Below are 23,936 nucleotides of genomic sequence, written 5' to 3' on the forward strand. Positions count from 1 at the left end.
CTCCTCTTTAAAGTTGACCGAGAGTTTCAGCAATATGGTGCGAGGCTGCTAAACTGCCGCACGGCTGTTCACCAGCACGGGGTTGCAGCACGCTATAACCGCTCGCAAAGCGCAGGCTCGGTGCGCCAACCCTTGACAAATCAGACCGTCCATGCGCTTTTCCGCCCGATTTTCTTGTCGGTACGGGAGAGCCATCAGAGCCCCTTGCTGCCGTCTTAAGCCAAATACCGGGAATTGAGATTATGCATCGCTATCGCAGCCACACATGTGCAGCCCTCCGCAAGTCGGATGTCGGCGCGAACGTCCGGATTTCCGGCTGGGTCCATCGTGTTCGCGACCATGGCGGCGTTCTCTTCATCGATCTTCGAGACCACTACGGCATTACACAGGTCGTCGCCGATCCGGACTCTCCGGCCTTCAGGCAGGCTGAACTGGTTCGTGGCGAGTGGGTCATCCGCATCGACGGTCTCGTGAAGGCGCGCACCGAAGACACCGTCAACAAGAACATGGCAACCGGTGAGATCGAACTCTATGCGCAGGAGATCGAAGTTCTCTCCGCCGCCAAGGAACTGCCGCTGCCCGTTTTCGGCGAGCCTGATTATCCCGAAGACGTGCGCCTGAAGTACCGTTTCCTCGACCTGCGCCGCGAAACGCTGCACAAGAACATCGTCAAGCGCACGCAGGTGATCTCTGCCATGCGTCGCGAGATGGGCAATATCGGCTTCACCGAATACGCGACGCCGATCCTGACGGCCTCCTCGCCGGAAGGTGCGCGCGACTTCTTGGTGCCATCACGCATTCATCCCGGCACCTTCTATGCCCTGCCGCAGGCGCCGCAGCAGTACAAGCAGCTGCTGATGGTTGCCGGCTTCGACCGCTACTTCCAGATCGCGCCGTGCTTCCGTGACGAAGACCCGCGCGCCGACCGCCTGCCGGGCGAGTTCTACCAGCTCGACCTCGAAATGAGCTTCGTCGAGCAGGAAGACATCTGGAACACCATGGGTCCGATGATGACCTCGATCTTCGAGGAATTTGCCGAAGGCAAGCCAGTCACCAAGGAATGGCCGCGTATTCCTTACGACGAAGCGATCCGCAAGTACGGTTCCGACAAGCCCGATCTGCGCAACCCGATCGTCATGGAAGCCGTCACCGATCACTTCGCCGGCTCTGGCTTCAAGGTCTTCGCGGGCATGATCGCCTCGAACCCGAAGGTCGAGATCTGGGCGATCCCGGCAAAAACCGGCGGCTCGCGCGCATTCTGCGACCGCATGAACGCCTGGGCGCAGAGCCAGGGCCAGCCCGGCCTTGGCTACATCTTCTGGAAGGAAGAAGACGGTAAGATCGGCGGCTCCGGCCCGCTCGCCAAGAACATCGGCGAGGAACGCACCGAAGCGATCCGCACGCAGCTTGGCCTTGATGCCGGCGACGCCTGCTTCTTCGTCGCCGGCGAGCCGTCCAAGTTCTACAAGTTTGCAGGCGAAGCCCGTACCCGCGCCGCCGACGAGCTGAACCTCATCGACCGCGACCGCTTCGAGCTGTGCTGGATCGTCGACTTCCCGTTCTTCGAATACAACGAGGAAGAAAAGAAGATCGACTTCGCCCACAACCCGTTCTCGATGCCGCAGGGCGGCCTCGACGCGCTGATGAACCAGGATCCGCTTGGCATCAAGGCCTATCAGTACGACGCGGTCTGCAACGGCTTCGAAATCGCTTCGGGCTCGATCCGTAACCAGTCGCCGGAAACTATGGTCGCCGCCTTCGAAAAGATCGGCCTCAGCCAGCAGGACGTGGAAGATCGTTTCGGCGGCCTCTACCGCGCCTTCCAGTACGGTGCGCCTCCGCACGGTGGTGCCGCTTTCGGCATCGATCGCATCGTCATGCTGCTCGTCGGCGCCAAGAACCTGCGCGAGATCTCGCTGTTCCCGATGAACCAGCAGGCGCAGGACCTTCTGATGGGCGCGCCGACCCCGGCAACGCCGACGCAGCTGCGCGAACTTGCGATCCGCCCGATCCCGCCGGTCAAGAAGGACTGAGGCAGAGTACATGATTGAAAAGAAGCCCGGCGCGCGTCGGGCTTCTTTTGTTTCTGGCTTCAGAGCGCTGTGTAGATCGCGTCGCGCAGATCCACCGTAAACTGCCCCCACATCCCCTCCAGTGCCGTATTCGTCAGCGCCACGACACTCAGGTTCTTTGTGGGATCGACAAACCAGCTGTGGCCGTAGGCGCCGCCCCAGCGGATCGTCCCCTTCGACCACGGCACCTGTGCGGCGACCGGATCGGTCACCACCGCCCAGCCGAAGCCGAAGCCGACGCCCGGATCGAGAGGCTGGCGCACGCCGTTCGCCTGATCCGCCATCATGGTCTTGACCGTCTCGGACGAGAGAAGCGGCGCGCCACCCTTGCGGATCGTCTCCAGAACCGCCAACACCTCGCCTGCCGTTCCCGCCATGCCGGCGCCGCCGGAATGATAGGAGTTCGGATCGAAGATGCGGTCCGGCGCGAAACGCACGAAACCGGTCAGCGCCCGCACGGACGCTTCCTTGCCCATCCGCTCCGGCTGCGGCGAGGCACTCATATAGGCGGCGGCCAGCCGATCCCGGTCGCGCACCGCAAAGGCGGTGTCAGCCAGGCCGAGTGGCTCGGTCACCAGTCTTGCCACCGCCTCGCCGAGCGAACTGCCGGTCTCTTTCTCGATGACGCCGCCGATGACATCGATGGCGAGCGAATATTGCCAGTTCGAACCGGGCGCGAAGAGAAGAGGGGCGCTCGCAAGCCGCTTCAGGTTTTCGGCAATCGGCAGGCCGGGCTGATCGAGGCCGTCGGAAATGCCGGCCCGGGCATAGGGGCCGTCTTCCTCGGTGAAGCGATAGCTGAGGCCGGATGTATGGGTGAGCAGATGCTGGATGACAATGACCGATTCCGTGCCGTCGGCAAGACGCGGGCGGAAATCCGGCAGCCATTTCGTCACTGGGTCGTCGAGGCCGATGCGGCCTTCCTCGACAAGCCGCATGGCGGCGATCGTGACGATCGGCTTGGTGATCGAGGCGAGCCGGAAGATCGTGTCCTCGGCCATGGCCTGTCCCCTTTCGCGGTCGGCCAGGCCGGCGGTGCGGCTATAGACGATATCACCGTCTTGGGCGATCAGGACCACCGCACCGACGAGGCGCTTTGCGGCGATGGTGCGGTCGATCACCGCATCGAGCGCGTTCGCGAAGCCGACTGTCTGCTGTGCATCCTGGGGTTCAAGGGGAAGACTCATCGGATCGAACCTCCTATAATCACAATGACCGTTCCTGAATAAACCGGATCGAGAAATATTTCTAGAGTGACCATTGTGAAAAATAATGACGGCACACAAGATAGCGGACAAAGAAAGCGCGGCCGCCCGCCCGCCTTCGATCGCGAAACGGTTCTTTCGGCCGCGCGCGACGTCTTCTGGGAGCACGGCTATGACGGCAGCTCGATTGCCGATCTGACCGCCTCGATGGGGATCACCCCGCAAAGCCTCTATGCGGCGTTCCGCTCGAAGGCGGAACTCTATCGCGAGGCGTTGAATCAGTACCGGCGCATGCCGCGGCCGAATCCCGGCAATCCGTTTGAAGAAAAGATCGATACGGTGTCGACGTTCAGGCGCTTCCTCGAGACATCGGCCGCCCTATTCACCGCCCCGGAACATCCCAAGGGGTGCATGATCTCCACTGCAGTTCTGAATTGTGCTTCCGAGAGCGGGGACATTGCGCACCACGTCTCGTCGTTGCGATTGCAGACGCTTGGCCTGTTCACCGCTCGCATCGAGCGCGGCATGAAGGAAGGGGATATCAGGCAGGATGCGAACGCCGGATCGCTTGCGCGCTTCCTCGGTGCGATCGTCCAGGGCATGTCGGTACAGGCGCGTGACGGTGCCACGACTGCAGAACTGCTGGAGATGGTCGGGCACGCTATGAACGAGCTACGCCGCTACGCCGCCTAACCGGCAGCGACCACCTTGCAAAAACAAAGAAACCCGGCGGGCAACTGCACGCCGGGTTTCAAAAACTCGCGGCGCATCAGTCGTTCGCCGAAACCTTGACCCCAAGCACCTGCGGCAGCGTGTTCGGTGCGCCCATGGCAGCGCCCATGATCATCGGGAACGGAACGGGCTTCGCCGGTGCGGCGGCAAGCGTCAGGCTCTTCGGGTTGTCGAGGAAGGTGTTGACGGCTGCCGATATGGCGTTCTGCAACTCCGGAATGTTGAGCTGTGCCAGCATGATCGGCGTCATTGCCTTCAGCGAGTCCGCCATCTGCTGGCCGGAAATGTTCTGCTGGCCACCGGCGTAGTCGAGCGCACGCTTGGTGATGGAAGCGTCGTCGAAGCGGATCTGGGCGCTCTCGAACGACAGCTGCTGCATTAGCCCGAGCATCGAGAGACCGAGGGCCTGCTGCGCCTCTTCCTTGTTCTGGTTCGCTTCGGCCTGCTTGGCGGCTTCCTGCAGAGACTTCACGAAGGGCATCGTATAGCCGGAGATCTTGAAGGCCAGGTTCAGCTTGCCGACGTTGTTGAAGTCGAAGGCGAACTCGGAAACGTCGATCGTGCCGGGCGTCAGGTCCCAGGCGCCCTTCATTGTGATGTCGCCCTGGATATGCTGGAGGGCAAGCTTCTCGATTGCTTCCTTGCTCTGTGCGTCGCTTGCCTTGCTGAGATCGGCCTTCAAGCCCTTGAAGGCACCATCGAAATCGAAGCCGGACTCATCTTCGCGAAGCGTCAGATTGAGGTCGCTTTCGGCGAGAGAGAACAATTCCTCTCCATTCTGGACAACCTTCACGGGGCCGCTGTGGGCATTTTCGTAGAGGAGCATTGCGTCGAGGCCTTCGCCCTTCGGATCCGCGGGGATCGAAATGCCGCTCAGGGTCAGGTCGGATGCCGTGAAGGTGGAGCCTTCACTCGTGGCGCTGACGTTCGGGAAGGATGCTTCCTCGACATAGTAGCTGCCATCCTCGTCTGCTTCTACGCCGGTCATGGTGATGTCGCCGATGGACACCGCTTCGCCGCTGTTTGGTTTGAAGCTTGCCTTCTTCAGCGTCACGGTGGTTCCGTTGACATCGACGCCGTCGGCAACGATCGTACCGCCCTGCTGGCTATAGGCTGCGTTGATCTTCTTCAGCAGATCCTGGCCGTCGAGCGCGAAAGCCGAGCCGGCGAGAGAAAGAAAGGCGACGCTCGAAAGCATCAGCCGTGTCGTCCGGTAAAAAGTCATTTGGGTCCTCTGGTGGCGGCGTTGTGCGGCGAGCGAGAATTCGCCGTCGGTCTATTGTGGTTCGGTCGTGGTTTATATTTGCGGATTTCTAAATTTGTGTTGAAGGGAAAACGAAACAACGACGAAATTCAGGCAAAGCGTCTCGGGTCATTCTTTTCTCGTACGCCAAGACTTCATCCACAGCCGGAATGCCCGGATTCCTTGCTCAAAACAACCATCTCGGCTAGTCAGGACATATGGGACAAGAGATTTTGCCGCCCTCTGGCGGAGACGACGACAGTATCCTTCCGGTCGATTTGAAGGCGGCGCTTGAAGAGCGTTACTTGGCCTATGCGCTATCGACGATCATGCATCGTGCGCTCCCTGACGTGCGCGACGGCCTGAAGCCGGTGCATCGCCGCATCATTCACGCCATGAGCGAAATGGGCATTCGGCCCAATTCCGCGTTCAAGAAATGTGCTCGTATCGTCGGCGATGTCATCGGTAAGTTCCATCCGCATGGCGACCAGTCTGTCTACGATGCGCTCGTGCGTCTCGCGCAGGATTTCTCACAGCGTTACCCTGTCGTCGACGGGCAGGGAAATTTCGGCAATATCGACGGCGACAGCGCTGCCGCCTATCGATACACCGAAGCGCGCATGACGGATGTGGCCGGCCTCTTGCTTGAGGGTATCGATCAGGACGCGGTCGATTTCCGCCCGACCTACAACGAGGAAGACGAAGAACCGGTCGTCCTGCCGGGCGCCTTTCCGAACCTGCTGGCGAATGGCTCGTCGGGCATTGCAGTCGGCATGGCGACGTCCATTCCGTCGCACAATGTCCACGAACTCTGCGACGCGGCCCTCTATCTCATCAAGCATCCCGATGCTACGGTCGAGAAGCTGGTCGAGTTTATTCCCGGTCCGGATTTCCCGACCGGCGGCATCATCATCGATGGCCGTGAAAGCATCATCGAGGCCTATAAGACTGGCCGTGGCGGTTTCCGTACACGCGCCAAGTGGGAGACCGAGGATCTTGGCCGCGGCGGTTATCAGATCGTCGTCACCGAAATCCCGTTCCAGGTACAGAAGTCCCGCCTGATCGAAAAGATCGCCGAACTTCTCTTGGCGCGCAAGCTGCCCTTGCTCGAGGACATTCGCGACGAGTCCGCCGAAGATGTCCGCGTCGTGCTGGTGCCGAAGAACCGGACGGTCGATCCGACGATCCTCATGGAATCGATGTTCAAGCTGACGGAACTGGAAAGCCGCTTCCCGCTGAACATGAACGTTCTCTCCATGGGCCGCATCCCGCGCGTCATGGCGTTGAACGAGGTCCTGAAGGAGTGGCTCGACCATCTCCGCGAAGTGCTGCAGCGCCGCTCGCGCTTCCGCCTGGCGGCCATTGACCGCCGCTTGGAAATCCTCGGCGGCTTGCTGATCGCCTACCTCAACATCGATGAGGTCATTCGCATCATCCGCGAAGAGGACGAGCCGAAGCCGGTGATGATCGCGCGCTGGTCCCTGACCGACAATCAGGTGGAAGCGATCCTCAACATGCGGCTGCGGTCGTTGCGCAAGCTCGAGGAGTTCGAGATTCGCACCGAGTTCGACGAACTCACCAAGGAGAAGGGCGAGATCGAGGCACTGCTGGCATCGGAAGAAAAGCAGTGGCAGACCGTCGCCTGGGAAATCGGCGAAGTGAAGAAGAAGTTCGCCAAGGCGACCGAGCTCGGCCGTCGCCGCACCCAGTTCGCCGACGCGCCGGAAGCCGACGAGCAGGCTATCCAGCAGGCGATGATCGAGAAGGAGCCGATCACCGTCGTCGTCTCCGAAAAGGGCTGGATACGCGCTCTGAAGGGGCACATCTCCGACACCGCGACCCTGACCTTCAAGGAAGGCGACGCGCTGAAGGTTGCCTTCCCTGCGCAGACGACCGACAAGATCCTGATCATCACCACCGGTGGCAAGGCCTACACACTTGGCGGCGACAAGCTGCCCGGCGGTCGAGGTCATGGCGAACCGCTGCGCATCATGATCGATATGGACAACGATCAGGACGTCTTGACCGCCTTCGTTCACGATCCTGCCCGCAAGCAGATGATCGTCTCGACGGCGGGCAACGGCTTCGTTGTTGCCGAGACCGACATGGTCGCCAATACCCGCAAGGGCAAGCAGATCATGAATGTCTCCATGCCTGATGAGACGAAGCTGATCGTTCCCGTCAGTGGCGACTATGTCGCTGTTGTCGGCGACAATCGCAAACTGCTCGTCTTCCCGCTGTCGCAGGTCCCGGAAATGGGTCGCGGCAAGGGCGTCCGCCTGCAGCGCTACAAGGATGGCGGCATTTCCGACGTACGCTGTTTCGCAATATCAGACGGCCTCGTCTGGGAAGACAGCGCGGGCCGCACCTTCACGAAGAACAAGGACGAGCTTGCCGAATGGCTTGGCGATCGCGCCACCGCTGGTCGGACCGTTCCGAAAGGCTTCCCGCGCAGCGGCAAGTTTGCCGGCTAAGCGAAAATAATTCTGCGCCTCGCTCTTGGCGAGCGGAGCAACTCCTCTACTTCTGGCCTGTAATCACAACATGGACAGACGTCATTCCGCAGGCGGACGGAATGATCGAGTGTGGTGCTCCTGGAGAGTGCCATGTCCGATCACGGAGGATTGTTGATGAGTGCTTGCAATACCATCACCTTGAACGTTGCGCATACATTCAATGCCTCGCCCTGCGCCGTCTACGACGCATGGCTGAACCCTCTGATCGCCAAACGCTTCCTTTTCGCAAGCGACGAAGGACGCGTTATCCGAGCCGACATCGATCCAAAGGTCGGCGGACATTTTCTCGTCATCGACCGACGTCCGACAGGCGATGCGGTGCATTACGGCGTATTTCTCGAATTGCGCCGACCGCGGCGGATGGTCTTCTGCTTCTCGGCAGCCGAGCATGATCACAATGCGGATCGAATACAGATCGACATCGAACCGCTCGCCGAAGGCACGCGGTTGACGCTCTCGCACGAAATGTGCGCCCAATGGGGCCAGTTCGAAGAAGAGACGCGGAAGGGCTGGGTCCACGTCATGCAGGGGCTCGAGCGCGAACTCGATGCGATGCAGGTGGTCAGTGTGCCAGAGATTGTCGCGCAGGCTTCCGCCGAACCATCCAAAGCGAGTGCAGCATAATCGCGCAGACCAGGATCGTGCCGCCGACGAGCGTCATCGTCGGTGGGGCTTCCGCGAAGATCAGCCATATCCAGATCGGAGCCAGGATGGTTTCGAGCAGATAGAACATGCCGACTTCGGGCGCGGAGAGATAGCGTGGTCCGGTAGCTAGGCACCAAAAGGCGACCGGCATCAGAAGCGTACCGTTGAGGATGATCCAGGCTGGATGCTCTATGGCTAGCCCGACCGGCAGGGCCTTTGCAAAGCCGAGGGCCGCCGGCAGGGCGGCGGCAAGCAAGGGCACGAAGCCCATTTCCCGACGCGACGCCCGGGCAATGGTTATCGCCGATGCGAGGATAAAGGCGCTGAGAAGTGCCATGGCATCGCCGAAGAGATGGCCGCCGGCCAATCCATCATGCACGATCAGGCCAACACCGAACACCATGACCGCCATGGTGACGAGCGTGGATGCCGTGGGACGTTCCTTGAGAAAAATCCATGACAAGAGAGCGCCGAACATCGGATTGAACGCGACGATAAAAACCACATTGGCCGTCGCCGTGTTGAAGACGGCAAGCAGGAAGGTCAGCGTCGAGCAGCCGTAGAGCAGTCCCGTCGCAAGGCCGTGCCTGCCGGGCACGAGCACGGGCCATGCTCCCTTGGCGTATCTGATAAGACAGATCACCAGCAGCGCGGCGGCGACCGTCGTGATGCTGCGCATGCCCAGGATCGACCACATGTCGCCGTGAGCAAGCCGCACCAGTGGAATGTCCATGGAAAGAGCCAAGCCGCCGATTGCCGTCAGCAGCAGGCCTTTCCGATGATCGGAAAGGGAGGGGAGGAGCATTTAGTAGCGCGGGCTTTCGGGCAATACGGAGGGATCGAAGCGTTCCCAGCCGCGCGAAGTCAGATGCTCCTGCGGCTGGAAGCGAGTCTTGTAGTCCATTTTCCTCGACCCTTGAACCCAGTAGCCGAGGTAGACGTGTGGAAGACCCAAGGCCTTTGTGCGCCTGATGTGATCAAGGATCATGAACGTGCCAAGGGAGCGGCGATCCATGTCAGGGTTGAAGTAGGAATAAACCATGGACAGGCCATCGCTCATGGTATCGGTCAGGGCGGCGGCCAAGAGCTCGCCGGTCGGGCGCTCTTCCAGGCCCGTCCCTTCCTTTCGAAGCCGATACTCGATGATTTTGGTGTTCACATGGGTGTCTTCGACCATGATGGCATAGTCGAGCACCGTCATGTCGGACATTCCGCCCTGCTGGTGGCGAAAATCGAGATAGCGTCGGAACAGCGAATATTGTTCGCTGGAAGGTTGGGCAGGGAATTCCGTGGAGATGATGTCGGCGTTCGTTGCCAGCACGCGCTTCATCGACTTCGTCGGCAGGAATTCCTGTGCGAGGATGCGCACGGAAATGCAGGCGCGGCAGGCCTCGCAGGCCGGACGATAGGCGATGTTCTGCGACCGGCGAAAGCCGCCCTGTGTCAGGATATCGTTCATCTCCGCTGCGCGGGGACCGACGAGATGCGTGAAGACCTTACGTTCCATCTCGTTGGCCAGATAGGGGCACGCAGCCGGAGCAGTCAGGTAGAACTGCGGTGATGGCGTCGTCTGCGTATTCATCTGTTGCGGAGATTTCCTTTGGTTCGCTGCTTATCTGACAGGATGACTTAAGAATAAAAAACGTCAACAGCGGGGCCGTTCTCCTGCCCGATGTCGCGCGTCATACTTTTGGATATGGCGTCGAGAGGCTCCCGGCAAAGGTCGGGAGCAGCGTTTATTTTAGCTTGTGGCGAGCCTGATCAGGCGGTGCGTACCGTGACGGTGCCAACCAGAAAATCGTGGATCAACCGGCTGCGTTCGGTGAACAGGCCAACCAGCAGAATCAGCGGCGTCAGGACTGAGTTCAGGATCCAGAAAAGCGCCAGGTGAACGATGGCCGTCAGGAAGTCCATCGGCTGCCCGTCGACGCGGATAATGGCAATGCCCATTGCGCGCATGCCGAATGAGGCCTGCTGGGAACCGCCCACCGTAAAGCCGAAATACAGGCCTGCAACGATCACGAACAGCGCCGGATAGAGAAAGAATCCGAGCCCCAGTGTGACGATCGACAGGAAGAAAAGAATGACCGCCGCCGGTATGCAGAGCAGCAGAATGATCACGTAGTCGAGGATGAATGCGAAGACACGACGGCTCAGCGTGCCGCTATAGGCGCGCCAGTCGTCCGGTGCAGCATAGAGCGGATTGGGCGTGAGCGTCATCGTTACGGTCTCCTTTCGAGAAAGCGATGCCGCTGATATGGTATAGCTTCCCTCAAATGCAATATTGGCGCGCAATCAGCGCCTGGCTAGGATTCTTGCCACCTCGACTGCAAAGTAGGTGAGGACTCCGTCGCAGCCCGCACGCTTGAACGAGAGCAGGGTTTCCAGCATGGCGCGCTCGCCGTCGATCCAGCCGTTCATCGCGGCCGCCTTGATCTGCGTGTACTCCCCCGAAACCTGATAGGCGAAGGTCGGCAGACCGAAGGCTTCCTTCATGCGCCAGCAGATGTCGAGATAGGGCAGGCCCGGCTTGACCATCAGCATGTCGGCACCTTCCTCCACGTCAAGCGCGGCGTCGCGGATTGCTTCGGTGCCGTTTGCCGGATCAATGTAGTAAGTCTTCTTGTCACCCTTGAGCAGACCGCCGGTGGAGATCGCCTCGCGGTAGGGGCCATAGAATGCCGAGGCGAATTTGGTGGCGTAGCTCATAATACCAACATTCTGGTGCCCGGCAGCGTCAAGGGCGCGGCGGATGGCGCCGATTCTGCCGTCCATCATCTCCGACGGCGAAATGATGTCAGAGCCGGCATCGGCCTGCATGACGGCCGCGCGCGCAACCTGATCGACCGTCTCGTCGTTGACGATCTCGCCCTGTCGCAGGATCCCGTCGTGGCCATGGCTCGTGAAGGGGTCAAGCGCGACGTCGGTGATGACACCGATATTGGGCACCGCCTTCTTGATTGCGATTGTCGCTTGGTTGATCAGATTGTTGGTTTCAAGACTGTTCGAGCCTGTTTCGTCGCGCAGTTCCATTTCGATGTTCGGGAAGGTCGCGATCGCAGGGATGCCGAGATCGGCCGCTTCCTTGGTGGCTTCGACCAGCCTATCCACGCTCATACGGTTGACGCCGGGCATCGCCGGGATCGCTTCGACGATGCCCGTGCCGGGAACGACGAAAACCGGCCAGATCAGGTCGTCGACCGTCAGGCGGTTCTCCTGCACGAGGCGCCGCGTCCAATCGGCCTTGCGATTGCGGCGCATGCGCCGATGGCCGGTAATCTCGTCGACGAGATGGGTCTTGTCCTGCATGGTGGTTTCCAGCTTTCTGCCATTCCAATTGTCGAAGCGCTCATTATCATGGCGTGGCCGAAATCCAAACCGGACGATTGGCCGCAATGGAGGAGGCGCTGGCGAAGTCGCAACGGCAACCCTATTGTTTGAGACATGGACGCTGATTCTCCGACGATACCTAAGCGGACGCTGACCAGCGTTCTCTTCATCCTGTTCCTGCGGCTTGTCGCCGTTTCCTGCTTCTGGTTCGGATTGCAGTATTGGGCGATGCTCGTCGGCTATTCGCTGGTCGGGGCAGGGCGCTTCGATCTGCTCAGCCTTCCGTGGAAGGTCGCAAGCACCAGCCTCGCCGTTCTCTTCCCCGTCGCCTCTCTCGGTCTATGGCTGGCCGTCTCCTGGGGGCCGGTGATCTGGGTGCTCGCGGCAGGCGGACAGATCATCATGTACGGCTTCATGCCGGAGGTTTTCGGGTCCAACCGGCTGATCGTTTTGCTGCATGCCGCGGTCGTCCTGGTCTACCTGGGATTCCGTGTTGCGCTCTGGTACGAAAAGCGCAAGCGGCGCCAGCAGGTAAGCGTTGATTTACCCTGATACATCTAGGGTTTCCGGTAAGGCACTGTTAAGCCTGCGGTTTAAGTAGAATTTTATTTGTATTCGATAGGGTCTGTCTCAAGGCGGGAAGAGAACCAACACCGCCAAACAAAACAGTGAGGCAGTCATCATGAACACGAAAATCAAGCCGCAGGCGGTATCGAACTTCCGTGACCAGCAGGAACAAGGCATCCGTGATCTCTACATGGAATCCCTTCATCTTGTTGAACGCCTTCACCGCCGTCTCCTCGACGTCATCAAGGACGAGTTCGACCGCCAGGGTCGCAGCGACGTCAATGCCGTCCAGGCACTTCTTCTCTTCAACATTGGCAACTCCGAGCTCACCGCCGGCGAACTTCGCTCCCGCGGTTACTACCTGGGTTCCAACGTTTCCTACAACGTCAAGAAGCTTGTCGATCTCGGCTTCATCAACCATCAGCGCTCGCGCATCGACCGTCGCTCGGTCCGCATCAGCCTGACGGAAGCGGGTCAGGACATCGCTGAAACCGTCGCCAAGCTCTATGAACGTCACGTCGGCTCGATCGACAAGGTTGGCGGCATCGGCTCCGACGAATTCACGCAGATGAACAAGCTGCTTACCCGTCTGGACCGCTTCTGGAACGACCAGATCCTCTATCGCCTGTAATCTCGTAAGCCAACTTCCCTGCTGGCTTATCGGACCTCCAAGGCACGAAAGGGCGCAACGGTATTCCGTAGCGCCTTTTCGCCGTTAGCAGCGTCTCGCTGCCGGGCTGCGTACTCGGTCGCCGACTTGGACAATGACCTCCGCGACGAGCTTGGGGTTTCCCGGGAATCACGCGACGCGGTCGCGACGTCAGCTCTATTTGTTGCAGGCAGTGGGCGGACCGGACGCGCGTAATCCGCGCCTTGTCTGCGAGGTCGTGACATCTTTGCAACGCATGGCAGGCAAGCATAATCGACTGTATTCAAGCCGTTTTTTAGCCGCTATTAACCGCCACATTTCTGTGGATGGATATGGTTCTTTGCGCATCGCCCGCGACCGACGGTTGAGCGTGGTGCAGGGCGACACGAATTGGCCATATTAGCATGTCAGCGGAAATACACGGCAAAGGGCGCTTCCCAAATTGAGGTCTGACAACCTCGCGCTCCCTGCTCGCAATCATGTGATCGCCGGCAGAGAGATTGTGCGATGCGCCGTAGCGACGGGTTGATAGAGAGATCTGCGTTCTCGCAGGGATAGCGAAGGCTGCCGGTCTCTCAAGCGGCGGCAATTTAGTGGTTGGGATGAATGTCGAAGAAAATCGGTACTGAAGCTTTCTCTCGTCGGGCGTTTCTGACGTCTGCGGCAATGGTTGGCGCGGGCGCATTGGCGGCCCCCGCACTCGCGCAATCGGCGATCGACTCGCTCATTAATGCTCCACAACGCGGCGATTGGGACGATCAGTTCGATGCGAAGGCTGCGTCCCGCACCGCAACGGCTGTCGTTTCCAACACGCCGATTCTCGGGCCGCAGTCGGTGCCGAGCATCCAGCAGGCAATCGCCCAGTATCAGCAGATCGCTTCGGCTGGCGGTTGGCCCGAAGTCAGCCCAAGCCAGCAGCGCTTGCAGATCGGCGTGACCGACCCGGCCGTCCAGAGCCTTCGCCAGCGTCTTGCCATCACAGGCGACCTACCGCGCGAGGCTGGCATGTCTTCGGCGTTTGATTCCTATGTCGACGGCGCCGTCAAGCGCTTCCAGGCGCGCCACGGCCTTCCGGCCGACGGCGTCATCGGCGAGTTCACCTTGAAGGCCATGAACATTCCGGCCGATGTTCGTCTGCAGCAGCTGAACACCAACCTCATCCGCATCCAGACCTTCCCGGAAGAGCTCGGACGCCGCCACGTGATGGTTAACATTCCGGCCGCCTACGTCGAGGCCGTGGAAGACGGCAGCGTTGCGACGCGCCACGCTGCGGTCGTTGGCCGTCTCAGCCGTCCGACGCATCTCGTCAACTCGAAGATCTACGAAGTTATCCTCAATCCTTATTGGACGGCACCGCGCTCGATCGTCGAAAAAGACATCGTACCGCTGATGCGCAAGGACCCGACCTATCTCGAGAAGAATGCCATTCGCCTGATCGACGGAAAGGGCAACGAGGTGGCGCCGGAAACGGTGGACTGGAATGCGGAGAAGGCTCCGAATTTCATGTTCCGTCAGGACCCGGGCAAGATCAACGCCATGGCGTCCACGAAGATCAACTTCTACAACAAGAACGGCGAGTATATGCATGACACGCCGCAGCAGGGTCTCTTCAACAAGCTGATGCGCTTTGAGTCCTCGGGCTGTGTTCGTGTCCAGAACGTTCGCGATCTGACGACGTGGCTGCTGCGCGAGACCCCGCCGTGGTCGCGTCAGCAGATGGAGCAGGTCATCACGACCCGCGTCAACACGCCGATCAAGCTCGCCGAAGAAGTGCCGGTTTACTTCGTCTACATTTCCGCCTGGGGCATGCCGGATGGCGTCGTGCAGTTCCGCGACGATATCTATCAGCTCGACGGCAACGCCGAGCTTGCGCTCGACACGACCGCAACCACGGAGCAGCCGGTTCAATAAGTCAATTGGATCGCGTTTGATTTTGAAGAAACCGCGCCTCTCTGGCGCGGTTTTTTGTTGTCCTGTCGGGCATAGAACGCGCGGCGCGTAGATTGCCTAGCAAATGTCGTTCTCCGTATTGCCCTTGAAAGGGCGGGGCGCTAATACCTTCGCGCATTCCAGTTGAGGAGCCCGCTCATGACCAATGCCTCCACCCAGACCTTCTTCAATCGCTCGCTTGCCGATACCGATCCGGAAATCTTCAGCGCGATTGGCAAGGAACTCGGCCGCCAGCGGCACGAGATCGAACTCATCGCCTCGGAAAACATCGTTTCCCGCGCGGTGCTGGAAGCCCAGGGCTCAATCATGACGAACAAGTATGCCGAAGGCTATCCGGGCAAGCGCTACTATGGCGGCTGCCAGTTCGTCGATATCGCTGAAGAACTGGCGATCGAACGCGCCAAGAAGCTCTTCGGTGTCAACTTCGCCAACGTTCAGCCGAACTCCGGTTCGCAGATGAACCAGGCCGTGTTCCTTGCACTGCTGCAGCCGGGGGACACCTTCATGGGCCTCGACCTCAACTCGGGCGGTCACCTGACGCACGGTTCCCCGGTCAACATGTCCGGCAAGTGGTTCAACGTCGTGTCCTATGGCGTGCGCGAAGGCGACAACCTGCTCGACATGGACGAAGTTGCCCGCAAGGCCGAAGAGCATAAGCCGAAGCTGATCATCGCCGGCGGCACTGCTTACTCCCGCATCTGGGACTGGAAGCGCTTCCGCGAGATCGCTGACTCGGTCGGCGCCTACCTGATGGTCGACATGGCGCACATCGCCGGTCTCGTCGCCGGTGGCCAGCATCCGTCGCCGTTCCCGCACTGCCACGTTGCCACGACGACGACCCACAAATCGCTGCGTGGTCCCCGCGGTGGCGTGATCCTGACGAACGACGAAGATCTGGCGAAGAAGTTCAACTCGGCCGTCTTCCCCGGTCTGCAGGGTGGTCCGCTGATGCACATCATCGCCGCCAAGGCCGTCGCCTTCGGTGAAGCGCTGGAGCCGGAGTTCAAGGACTACGCCGCGCAGGTCGTCAAGAACGCCAAGGCGCTTGCGGAAACCCTGATCGCCGGCGGCCTCGATGTCGTCTCCGGCGGCACCGACAACCACCTGATGCTCGTCGATCTTCGCAAGAAGAACGCGACCGGCAAGCGTGCCGAAGCAGCCCTCGGCCGCGCCTACATCACCTGCAACAAGAACGGCATCCCGTTCGACCCTGAGAAGCCATTCGTAACTTCGGGTGTGCGCCTCGGCGCGCCAGCCGGCACGACGCGTGGCTTCAAGGAAGCGGAATTCAAGGAAATCGGCAACCTCATCGTTGAGGTTCTCGACGGCTTGAAGGTCGCCAACTCCGACGAGGGGAACGCAGCCGTGGAAGCAGCCGTTCGCGGCAAGGTGGTCGAGCTGACCAACCGCTTCCCAATGTATGATTACATGGGCTAAGGATAGCGCATGCGTTGCCCATTCTGCGGATCGGAAGACACACAGGTCAAGGATTCACGCCCGGCGGAGGACAATACGTCCATCCGCCGCAGGCGTATTTGTCCCGATTGCGGCGGTCGTTTCACGACCTTCGAGCGCGTGCAGCTGCGCGAGCTGATGGTGTCGAAGAAGACCGGCCGCAAGGTACCGTTCGACCGCGACAAGTTGGTGCGATCTTTCGAGATCGCACTGCGCAAGCGTCCCGTCGACCGCGACCGCATCGAACGTGCGGTATCCGGCATCGTTCGACGGCTTGAAAGCTCCGGCGAAGTCGAGATCAGCTCCGAGCAGATCGGCCTTCAGGTGTTGGAAGCATTGAAGAGCCTGGATGATGTTGGCTTCGTTCGCTATGCCTCTGTCTATCGGGATTTTTCGCATGCCGAGGATTTCGAGAAAGTCATTTCCGAGATCAACGCCAAGATCGCCCGCGATCCCCTGGACAACTAGCTCATGAGCGCTTCGGAATACGACGCGCGTTTCATGGAAGAGGCGATCCGCCTGGGTCTCCTGCATCTCGGCCAGACATCTACCAATCCTTCCGTCGGCTGCGTGATCGTGCGTGACGGTCAGATCGTCGGCCGTGCAGTGACGGCAGTCGGCGGGCGTCCCCATGCCGAACCGCAGGCCCTGGCCGAAGCCGGCGAACTGGCGCGCGGCGCCACCGCCTATGTCACGCTCGAACCCTGCTCGCATTACGGCAAGACACCACCCTGCGCGGAGGCGCTGATTGCCTACGGCATTGGTCGTGTGGTGATAAGCGTCACCGATCCGGATCCGCGTGTCTCGGGCAGGGGCATTGCCATGCTGCGCGATGCGGGGATCAAGGTCGAGTCAGGAATTCTCGAAAAGGAAGGCAAGCGTTCGCTTGCTGCTTACCTCACACGGCAGACGAAGAACCGGCCCTATGTGACTCTCAAGCTTGCGGTTTCCGCTGACGGCATGATCGGAAAAAAGGGCGAGGGGCAGATTGCGATCACTGGGCCTGCGGCACGGGTAGAGGTGCAGAAGCTGCGCGCCGAAACCGATGCGATTCTGGTTGGGATCGGGACTGCGATCGCCGATGATCCCTTGCTCACCGTTCGCACGCCTGGACTTGAGGCCCGCTCACCGGTTCGTGTCGTGCTCGATGAAGATCTCTCTTTGCCCTTGGACAGCAAGCTGGTCGCTACGGCCAAGCAGGTGCCATTGATCGTCGTCGCGGCCGAACCGCCCCGCTTCGACAATAGCGAGGACGAGGCCTTTCTCGCACGACGAGACGCTTTGGATCAGGCTGGCGTCGAAGTGGTCCAATGCAGTCCCTACCGGCCCGACCAACTGCTGCCTGCACTAGCATCGCGCGGAATTTCTTCGCTTGTCATCGAAGGCGGCGCGCGGACGGCGAAGCTTTTCCTGGATGCCGGTTACATCGACCGCATCCTCCTCTATCAAGGCCCTGCGGTGATCGGGCAGGACGGTATTGAATCGCCGGTCCAGAAGACCGATATGCCATCGGGCTTCCTGCACAGGGGCACCTTCATGTTTGGCGACGATCGCCTGGACGAATACGAAAGAGAGCTTTGATGTTTACCGGAATTGTCACCGACGTCGGCAAGATCGAATCTGTTTCCCCATTGAAGGAAGGCATCAAGCTGCGTGTCGCCACTGCCTATGATCCGGCGACCATCGACATGGGCGCCTCGATCTCGCACTCCGGTATCTGCCTGACGGTGACCGGCCTGCCCGGCGAGGGCAGCAACGGCCGCTGGTTCGAGGTCGAAGCTTGGGAAGAGGCTCTGCGCCTGACGACGATCGGGACGTGGAAGGAAGGTACCCGCATCAATCTCGAGCGCTCGCTGAAGATCGGCGACGAACTCGGCGGCCACATCGTTTCCGGTCATGTTGATGGCAAGGCCGAGATCCTCTCGGTGACGGAAGAGGGCGATGCGACGCGCTTTCGCCTGCGTGCGCCTGAACATCTCGCCAAGTTCGTTGCACCTAAGGGCTCCATCGCTCTGGATGGCACGTCGCTCACCGTCAACGCGGTGGACGGTACCGATTTCGACGTCCTGCTGATCCGTCACACGCTTGAGGTCACGACCTGGGGCGAACGCAAGGCAGGCGACTTCGTCAATTTCGAAGTCGATACCATGGCGCGCTATGCCGCTAGGCTGGCGGAGTTCCCGACCGCGAAAGCAGAATAACCTCTCCATTATAGTTGCATCGCTGGACTTCGCGAAAGCCGAGCTTGTGCGCCAGGCGCAGCGAGGGATCGTTCCCCGGGTCGATAATGCAGGTCATTGGCTTGGAGGGGAACCGCTCTTCCGCCCAGGCGATCAGCGCCGTGAGCGCTTCGCTGGCGTAGCCGTGCCCTTGCGCGAAGGGCATCAGTCCCCAACCGGTCTCCAGAGTGCCTTCCGTGGAAACGGGGTGCATATCCCGTTTCATGTCGAGGAAGCCTGCTTCCCCGATGAAACGCCCTGACTGCTTTTCCTCGATCGCCAGAAATCCGAAACCCATGTGATGCCACATGCCGGCGACACGCAGCATGCGTGCCCAGGCCTGTTCGCGGGTGGAGGGGACACCTACGATGAAGCGCACCACCGCTTCGTCGCTCCACATCGTCATATAGTCAGAAAAATCGTCAACGGTGTGCGGACGTAGCAGCAGTCGCGCTGTCTCGATGGTAGGAATGCTGGTCATCTTGAAGTGTTCCCTCGGATGGAGGTCAAGCACCCGGCTCGCCGTCCCAGTAGTCCAGCTTGCCATGCTCGCTGCCGATAAAGCGAAAGCGGTTCGCTTGTCCCTCGTCGCGATTGGTCTTGGCGAGAAACTTTCCGGAATCGGGATATTCGACAATCTCGGTTTTCGCCATTGTCGAAATGCCGAGGTAGATCAGAGGCGTCGAACCAGTGTTGATGATCTGGTGGGCGGTCTCTTGTCCCCCGGCTGGAGCGCCGAGCGTGTCACCCTTCCGGATCGGATAGCGATCAGGACCGAAACGATATTCGCCGGTGCCTTCGATGACGAAAAACAGCTCATCCTCCACGTGATGGTTGTGGAATGGACAGCTGGATTTGCCGGGCGGGACCTCGTTGTAGCTTATGCCGAGACCTGCAAGGCCGAGAAGCGAGCCGAATGAGACATCCGTCCCTTCGTACAGATCCCCTTGCTTCCAGTGCTCAAGCTTCAAATCAGCGACGTTGATGACGGGCTTCGATACGCCGGACATTGTCTTCTCCTGTTTCCGGAGAAAAGGCATCATCCTGCGAGAAAATACAACCCGCAAAGCATCGTGACGGGCGACAGTCTTCCGCTGTCGCCCTTGACCTTATCGATAGTAGACCGTGATACCTCCGTCCGCGGCCTGATCAGCGTTGACGATGTTCCCGAGCAGCACACCTCTGGCGTTGAGCTGATGCATAAGGGGTTTGTTGACGGCAATGGCCGCACGGATCACTTGGATGTCGTGGACACTGTGTGCGGCAAATGAATTGGGCGCTCCGATATTTTTCGAACTGCCGTGGTCGGCCACCTGCCGAATATCGAGATTTGCGCCGCTGAAGCTGCGGAGCGTTCGTTCGATGCCCGACGGGGTCGTCATGTCGAGACTTTCGGCACGGCTGGCATCTGCAAAGGCAAGGGTAGCGACTGCAGAGGCGATGGCTGCAACGCGATTCATGGGGTATCCTTTCATCTGCTCTGACGATCGACCGTCGGCAGTGGATCGTCAGCGTTACGCAGATGAAATTGGTAATCGGATCATCCGCCTTCAATTCATAAGTATCTGGAATTTAGTCACATATTGTTCATGCGAATTGCCCTTCATTTGCCATCTTCGAGGCGCCGGTCCGACGCCGGCACAAAATGACGCAAGAATTGCCCGCTCCGCCGTTGCCGGGATTCCGGATTCGGCATCCAACCATGGTCGGAATTTGCTTGCCATTCGGGTCGCGGCGTGTTTTGACCGCGGCCTGCCGAATGGTGAAGTCCTCTAGCAACTGAAGGTGAAGCATGGCGCGAGAAACCGCTCCCCACATTTTGATCGTCGAAGCACGCTTCTACGACGACATGGCCGATGCCCTGCTTGAAGGCGCGACCTTCGCCTTGAAAGAGGCGGGCGCGACCTATGAGGTCGTCACCGTTCCGGGCGCTCTCGAGATTCCGGCGGCGATTGCCATGGCGCTCGACGGAGCAGATAATGAGGGCACGCAGTATGATGGGTACGTCGCCCTCGGTATGGTCATCCGCGGCGAGACCTACCATTTCGATATCGTGTCGAACGAATCCTCTCGCGCGCTGATGGATCTGGCCGTGAGCGAATCCCTTGCCATTGGTAATGGCATTCTGACTGTTGAGAATGACGATCAGGCCTGGGCTCGCGCCCGCCGTTCGGACAAGGACAAGGGCGGATTTGCCGCCCGCGCAGCTCTTACGATGATAGAGCTGAAGAAGAAGTTGGGTGCATAACGAATGAACAACGAGAACTCGGAGCGTCCGGTCAAGGCTGCAAACCAGCGAGGTGCTGCGCGCCTTGCTGCCGTTCAGGCGCTCTACCAGATGGATATTGGCGGCACCGGCGTGCTGGAGATCGTGGCTGAATACGAGGCGCATCGCCTGGGCCAGGAACTTGACGGTGAGACCTATTTGAAGGCCGACCCCTCCTGGTTCCGCTCGATCGTATCAGGCGTCGTGCGGGAGCAGCGTCGCCTTGACCCAATGATTGCGTCCGCCTTGCAGGACGACTGGGCGCTGTCGCGTCTCGATAGCACGGTCCGCGCGATCCTCCGTGCCGGCGTCTTCGAGATTCTCGAACGCAAGGATGTTCCCGTTGCGGTCATCGTGACGGAATACGTCGAAATCGCTCAGGCCTTCTTCAGCGACGATGAGCCGAAGCTCGTCAACGCCGTGCTTGACCGCATCGCAAAGCAGGTGCGCGGCGAAGCCAAGAAGTAGCGTTCTGCCGGGTCGGCAGGCCCGACCTCCAAGAATCCTCCGTTCCCATTGTGCTGCAAGGGCTTTTGGCTCTTACGGGCTTGACGCGCCGTTTTCCTCCACGCAATCTCCGCTCGGCGTTGCAGCATTTCTGTGGGAGGAAATCGAGTCGGCGTATTCGCAGCCGGAGAGGGAGTGAGCTCCGGCTCTTTTGGAGGAAAGAGCGAAATGAGCATTCTTTTATGGGTAATAGCATGCGGTCTGCTCTCGGTGGTCTATGCCATCTGGGCAACCCGGTCGGTGCTTGCCGCCGATCAGGGTAACAAGCGCATGCAGGAAATTGCAGGCTATATTCGTGAGGGTGCGCAGGCCTATCTGACGCGCCAGTATAAGACCATCGCAATCGTCGGCATCGTCGTTTTCATTGCAGCCTGGCTGCTGCTCTCCGGCACGGCTGCAATCGGCTTCCTCATCGGCGCTGTTCTGTCAGGCGCTGCTGGCTTCATCGGCATGCATGTCTCGGTGCGCGCCAATGTTCGCACGGCGCAGGCGGCATCCCAGAGCCTGGCCGCCGGACTTGAGATTGCATTCAAGTCGGGTGCCATCACCGGGCTTCTGGTGGCCGGTCTCGCGCTCCTTGGCGTGTCGATCTACTACTACGTGCTGACTGTCGTGCTTGGGCACGAAGGCAGCTCTCGCGAAGTCATCGATTCCCTCGTCGCGCTTGGCTTCGGTGCGTCGCTGATTTCGATCTTCGCCCGTCTCGGCGGTGGCATCTTCACCAAGGGCGCTGACGTCGGCGGTGACCTCGTCGGCAAGGTCGAAGCGGGTATCCCGGAAGATGATCCGCGCAACCCCGCGACAATTGCCGATAACGTCGGCGACAACGTCGGCGATTGCGCTGGCATGGCAGCTGACCTTTTCGAAACCTACGCCGTATCCGTCGTCGCGACCATGGTTCTCGCCGCAATCTTCTTTGCCGGCGCACCCGTTCTTGAATCGGCGATGCTCTACCCGCTTGCGATCTGCGGCGCCTGCATCATCACCTCGATCATTGGTACGTTCTTTGTCAAGCTCGGCAGCAATGGCTCGATCATGGGCGCCCTTTACAAGGGGCTCATCGTCACCGGCCTGCTGTCGATCATCGGCCTTGGCGCAGCGACATCACTGACCATCGGCTGGGGTTCGATTGGCTCGGTCGGTGGCGAGGACATTACCGGCACGCATCTCTTTGTCTGCGGTCTGATCGGCCTGCTCGTCACAGCACTGATTGTTGTCATCACCGAATATTACACCGGCACCAACAAGCGCCCAGTCAATTCGATCGCCCAGGCCTCTGTGACCGGCCATGGCACGAACGTCATCCAGGGTCTTGCGGTGTCGCTGGAATCGACAGCCCTCCCGGCGATTGTCATCGTCGGTGGCATCCTGGCGACTTATCAGCTCGGCGGCCTTTTCGGCACCGGCATCGCGGTTACCGCCATGCTCGGCATTGCCGGCATGATCGTTGCTCTCGACGCTTTCGGTCCGGTGACGGACAATGCCGGTGGCATTGCGGAAATGTCCCACCTGCCGCCGGAAGTACGCAAGTCGACCGACGCGCTCGACGCAGTCGGCAATACGACGAAGGCCGTTACCAAGGGCTATGCGATCGGTTCCGCTGGCCTCGGCGCCCTGGTTCTGTTTGCGGCCTATTCCTACGACCTCAAATACTTTGCCGCCAACGGCGACAAGTACCCTTATTTTGCAGGTATTGGCGACATCTCCTTCGATCTTTCCAATCCTTACGTCGTTGCCGGACTGATCTTCGGTGGTCTCATTCCTTATCTCTTCGGTGGCATCGCGATGACCGCCGTCGGCCGCGCGGCCGGCGCAATTGTCGAAGAGGTTCGCCGTCAATTCAAGCAGAAGCCCGGCATTATGGCAGGGACCGAGCGTCCAGACTATGGCAGGGCGGTTGACCTGCTGACCAAGGCAGCCATCCGCGAGATGGTCATTCCTTCGCTTCTGCCGGTTCTTGCCCCGATCGTCGTCTACTTTGGCGTATTGATCATCTCGGGCTCGAAGGCTTCCGCTTTCGCGGCGCTGGGCGCATCGCTGCTCGGTGTTATTATCAACGGCCTGTTCGTCGCGATCTCGATGACCTCGGGTGGTGGCGCGTGGGACAATGCCAAGAAATCCTTCGAGGACGGCTTCGTCGACAAGGACGGCGTTCGCCATATGAAGGGCTCCGACGCGCATAAGGCATCGGTGACCGGCGACACGGTCGGCGACCCCTACAAGGATACGGCTGGTCCTGCCGTTAACCCGGCGATCAAGATCACCAACATCGTCGCTCTTCTGCTTCTCGCCGTCCTGGCTTGAGGCACATCGCCGAAACTAAAAACCCGCCGGAGCGATCCGGCGGGTCAGACTGCTGACAAACCCGTCGATATTTTCGGCGGGTTTGTTTTTTGGACGTTGGTTGTTTTAGTTGGGTTCTGAGGCGGGGCGAAGTTGGCGGCCTCTGGCCCTCATGCGATGGCTGGTCTGGGTGGCTTGGTGAGCGCCATGGCGATCTTCTTGATGTTTTGGGCGGCTGCAGCCAGCAGGCACTGGCATGCGACGCGGGTGAGACTTCGAAAGCGGGCATAGCGATGC

General features: G+C 60.0%; 23 protein-coding genes. 14 read left to right on the forward strand and 9 right to left on the reverse strand.

What is annotated here, in order from left to right:
- Positions 1–242: 242 nt before the first annotated feature.
- On the forward strand, positions 243–2,033 hold the full coding sequence (gene aspS / locus C934_RS0124345; RefSeq protein WP_018859185.1) for an aspartate--tRNA ligase: 1,791 nt from the start codon (positions 243–245) through the stop codon (positions 2,031–2,033).
- A 59-nt stretch (positions 2,034–2,092) separates the two neighbouring features.
- Here the strand turns inward: aspS and C934_RS0124350 are convergent, their stop codons facing one another.
- Positions 2,093–3,259: a serine hydrolase domain-containing protein gene (locus C934_RS0124350; protein ID WP_018859186.1), complete on the reverse strand. Its 1,167-nt coding sequence runs from the start codon at positions 3,257–3,259 to the stop codon at positions 2,093–2,095.
- A 66-nt stretch (positions 3,260–3,325) separates the two neighbouring features.
- On the opposite strand from C934_RS0124350, the gene C934_RS0124355 reads away from it, so the two are divergent.
- Positions 3,326–3,970, forward strand: coding sequence for a TetR/AcrR family transcriptional regulator (locus C934_RS0124355; RefSeq protein WP_018859187.1), 645 nt, complete (start codon positions 3,326–3,328; stop codon positions 3,968–3,970).
- A 76-nt stretch (positions 3,971–4,046) separates the two neighbouring features.
- Here C934_RS0124355 and C934_RS0124360 read toward each other — a convergent pair whose 3' ends face one another.
- Positions 4,047–5,234, reverse strand: a complete 1,188-nt coding sequence (locus C934_RS0124360; protein ID WP_026372049.1) for a membrane protein — start codon at positions 5,232–5,234, stop codon at positions 4,047–4,049.
- A 236-nt stretch (positions 5,235–5,470) separates the two neighbouring features.
- Between C934_RS0124360 and parC the strand changes: the two genes are divergently transcribed.
- Together parC and C934_RS0124370 are read left to right on the forward strand one after the other, a co-directional pair.
- On the forward strand, positions 5,471–7,726 hold the full coding sequence (parC, locus tag C934_RS0124365) for a DNA topoisomerase IV subunit A (RefSeq protein ID WP_018859189.1): 2,256 nt from the start codon (positions 5,471–5,473) through the stop codon (positions 7,724–7,726).
- A 132-nt stretch (positions 7,727–7,858) separates the two neighbouring features.
- A complete protein-coding gene (locus C934_RS0124370) occupies positions 7,859–8,392 on the forward strand; it encodes an SRPBCC family protein (protein ID WP_018859190.1) in 534 nt (177 codons plus the stop codon).
- On the opposite strand, the gene C934_RS0124375 is transcribed toward C934_RS0124370, so the two are convergent.
- The 4 genes from C934_RS0124375 to hemB form a co-directional block, all read right to left on the reverse strand.
- Positions 8,331–9,218: a DMT family transporter gene (locus C934_RS0124375; protein ID WP_018859191.1), complete on the reverse strand. Its 888-nt coding sequence runs from the start codon at positions 9,216–9,218 to the stop codon at positions 8,331–8,333. The two genes, C934_RS0124370 and C934_RS0124375, sit on opposite strands and share 62 nt — an antisense overlap.
- Complete coding sequence (locus C934_RS0124380) at positions 9,219–9,995, reverse strand: arginyltransferase (protein WP_018116892.1); 777 nt, start codon at positions 9,993–9,995, stop codon at positions 9,219–9,221. It lies immediately after the preceding gene.
- A 179-nt stretch (positions 9,996–10,174) separates the two neighbouring features.
- A complete protein-coding gene (locus tag C934_RS0124385) occupies positions 10,175–10,633 on the reverse strand; it encodes an RDD family protein (RefSeq protein WP_018116893.1) in 459 nt (152 codons plus the stop codon).
- A gap of 75 nt (positions 10,634–10,708) precedes the next feature.
- On the reverse strand, positions 10,709–11,722 hold the full coding sequence (gene hemB, locus C934_RS0124390) for a porphobilinogen synthase (protein WP_018116894.1): 1,014 nt from the start codon (positions 11,720–11,722) through the stop codon (positions 10,709–10,711).
- Positions 11,723–11,857: 135 nt separating this feature from the next.
- Here hemB and C934_RS0124395 point away from each other — a divergent pair, with 135 nt between their 5' ends.
- The 7 genes from C934_RS0124395 (at position 11,858) to C934_RS0124425 (ending at position 18,565) form a co-directional block, all read left to right on the forward strand.
- A complete protein-coding gene (locus C934_RS0124395) occupies positions 11,858–12,295 on the forward strand; it encodes a DUF6163 family protein (protein ID WP_018116895.1) in 438 nt (145 codons plus the stop codon).
- Positions 12,296–12,425: 130 nt separating this feature from the next.
- Positions 12,426–12,941, forward strand: coding sequence for a transcriptional regulator LdtR (gene ldtR, locus C934_RS0124400; protein WP_018116896.1), 516 nt, complete (start codon positions 12,426–12,428; stop codon positions 12,939–12,941).
- 624 nt (positions 12,942–13,565) lie between these two features.
- Entirely contained in the window at positions 13,566–14,870 is a 1,305-nt protein-coding gene (locus C934_RS0124405; protein WP_018859192.1) for a L,D-transpeptidase family protein, read from the forward strand.
- Positions 14,871–15,047: 177 nt separating this feature from the next.
- Complete coding sequence (glyA, locus tag C934_RS0124410; RefSeq protein WP_018859193.1) at positions 15,048–16,346, forward strand: serine hydroxymethyltransferase; 1,299 nt, start codon at positions 15,048–15,050, stop codon at positions 16,344–16,346.
- A 9-nt stretch (positions 16,347–16,355) separates the two neighbouring features.
- On the forward strand, positions 16,356–16,832 hold the full coding sequence (gene nrdR, locus C934_RS0124415; protein WP_007531462.1) for a transcriptional regulator NrdR: 477 nt from the start codon (positions 16,356–16,358) through the stop codon (positions 16,830–16,832).
- Positions 16,833–16,835: 3 nt separating this feature from the next.
- Entirely contained in the window at positions 16,836–17,945 is a 1,110-nt protein-coding gene (gene ribD, locus C934_RS0124420) for a bifunctional diaminohydroxyphosphoribosylaminopyrimidine deaminase/5-amino-6-(5-phosphoribosylamino)uracil reductase RibD (protein WP_018859194.1), read from the forward strand.
- Complete coding sequence (locus C934_RS0124425) at positions 17,945–18,565, forward strand: riboflavin synthase (RefSeq protein ID WP_018859195.1); 621 nt, start codon at positions 17,945–17,947, stop codon at positions 18,563–18,565. The genes ribD and C934_RS0124425 overlap by 1 nt, the downstream gene beginning before the upstream one ends.
- Here C934_RS0124425 and C934_RS0124430 read toward each other — a convergent pair.
- The 3 genes from C934_RS0124430 to C934_RS0124440 form a co-directional block, all read right to left on the reverse strand.
- The gene (locus C934_RS0124430) at positions 18,528–19,064 is read right to left on the reverse strand and encodes a GNAT family N-acetyltransferase (protein ID WP_026372050.1); all 537 of its coding nucleotides are present in this window, start codon (positions 19,062–19,064) and stop codon (positions 18,528–18,530) included. The genes C934_RS0124425 and C934_RS0124430 overlap by 38 nt on opposite strands.
- A 25-nt stretch (positions 19,065–19,089) precedes the next feature.
- A complete protein-coding gene (locus tag C934_RS0124435) occupies positions 19,090–19,593 on the reverse strand; it encodes a cupin domain-containing protein (RefSeq protein WP_018859197.1) in 504 nt (167 codons plus the stop codon).
- 99 nt (positions 19,594–19,692) lie between these two features.
- Positions 19,693–20,043 carry a hypothetical protein gene (locus C934_RS0124440; protein WP_018859198.1) on the reverse strand — a complete coding sequence of 117 codons (351 nt, stop codon included), beginning with the start codon at positions 20,041–20,043 and terminating at the stop codon, positions 19,693–19,695.
- 332 nt (positions 20,044–20,375) lie between these two features.
- Between C934_RS0124440 and C934_RS0124450 the strand changes: the two genes are divergently transcribed.
- The 3 genes from C934_RS0124450 (at position 20,376) to C934_RS0124460 (ending at position 23,660) form a co-directional block, all read left to right on the forward strand.
- Positions 20,376–20,831 (forward strand): 6,7-dimethyl-8-ribityllumazine synthase, encoded by a 456-nt coding sequence (locus tag C934_RS0124450; protein WP_016553506.1) that lies wholly within the window; start codon positions 20,376–20,378, stop codon positions 20,829–20,831.
- Between the two features lie 3 nt (positions 20,832–20,834).
- Complete coding sequence (gene nusB, locus C934_RS0124455) at positions 20,835–21,317, forward strand: transcription antitermination factor NusB (protein ID WP_018116902.1); 483 nt, start codon at positions 20,835–20,837, stop codon at positions 21,315–21,317.
- Positions 21,318–21,524: 207 nt separating this feature from the next.
- Positions 21,525–23,660 (forward strand): sodium-translocating pyrophosphatase, encoded by a 2,136-nt coding sequence (locus C934_RS0124460; protein ID WP_018859200.1) that lies wholly within the window; start codon positions 21,525–21,527, stop codon positions 23,658–23,660.
- Positions 23,661–23,936: the final 276 nt, after the last annotated feature.

This window comes from Rhizobium sp. 42MFCr.1 (assembly GCF_000377185.1).
Classification (GTDB): domain Bacteria; phylum Pseudomonadota; class Alphaproteobacteria; order Rhizobiales; family Rhizobiaceae; genus Rhizobium; species Rhizobium altiplani.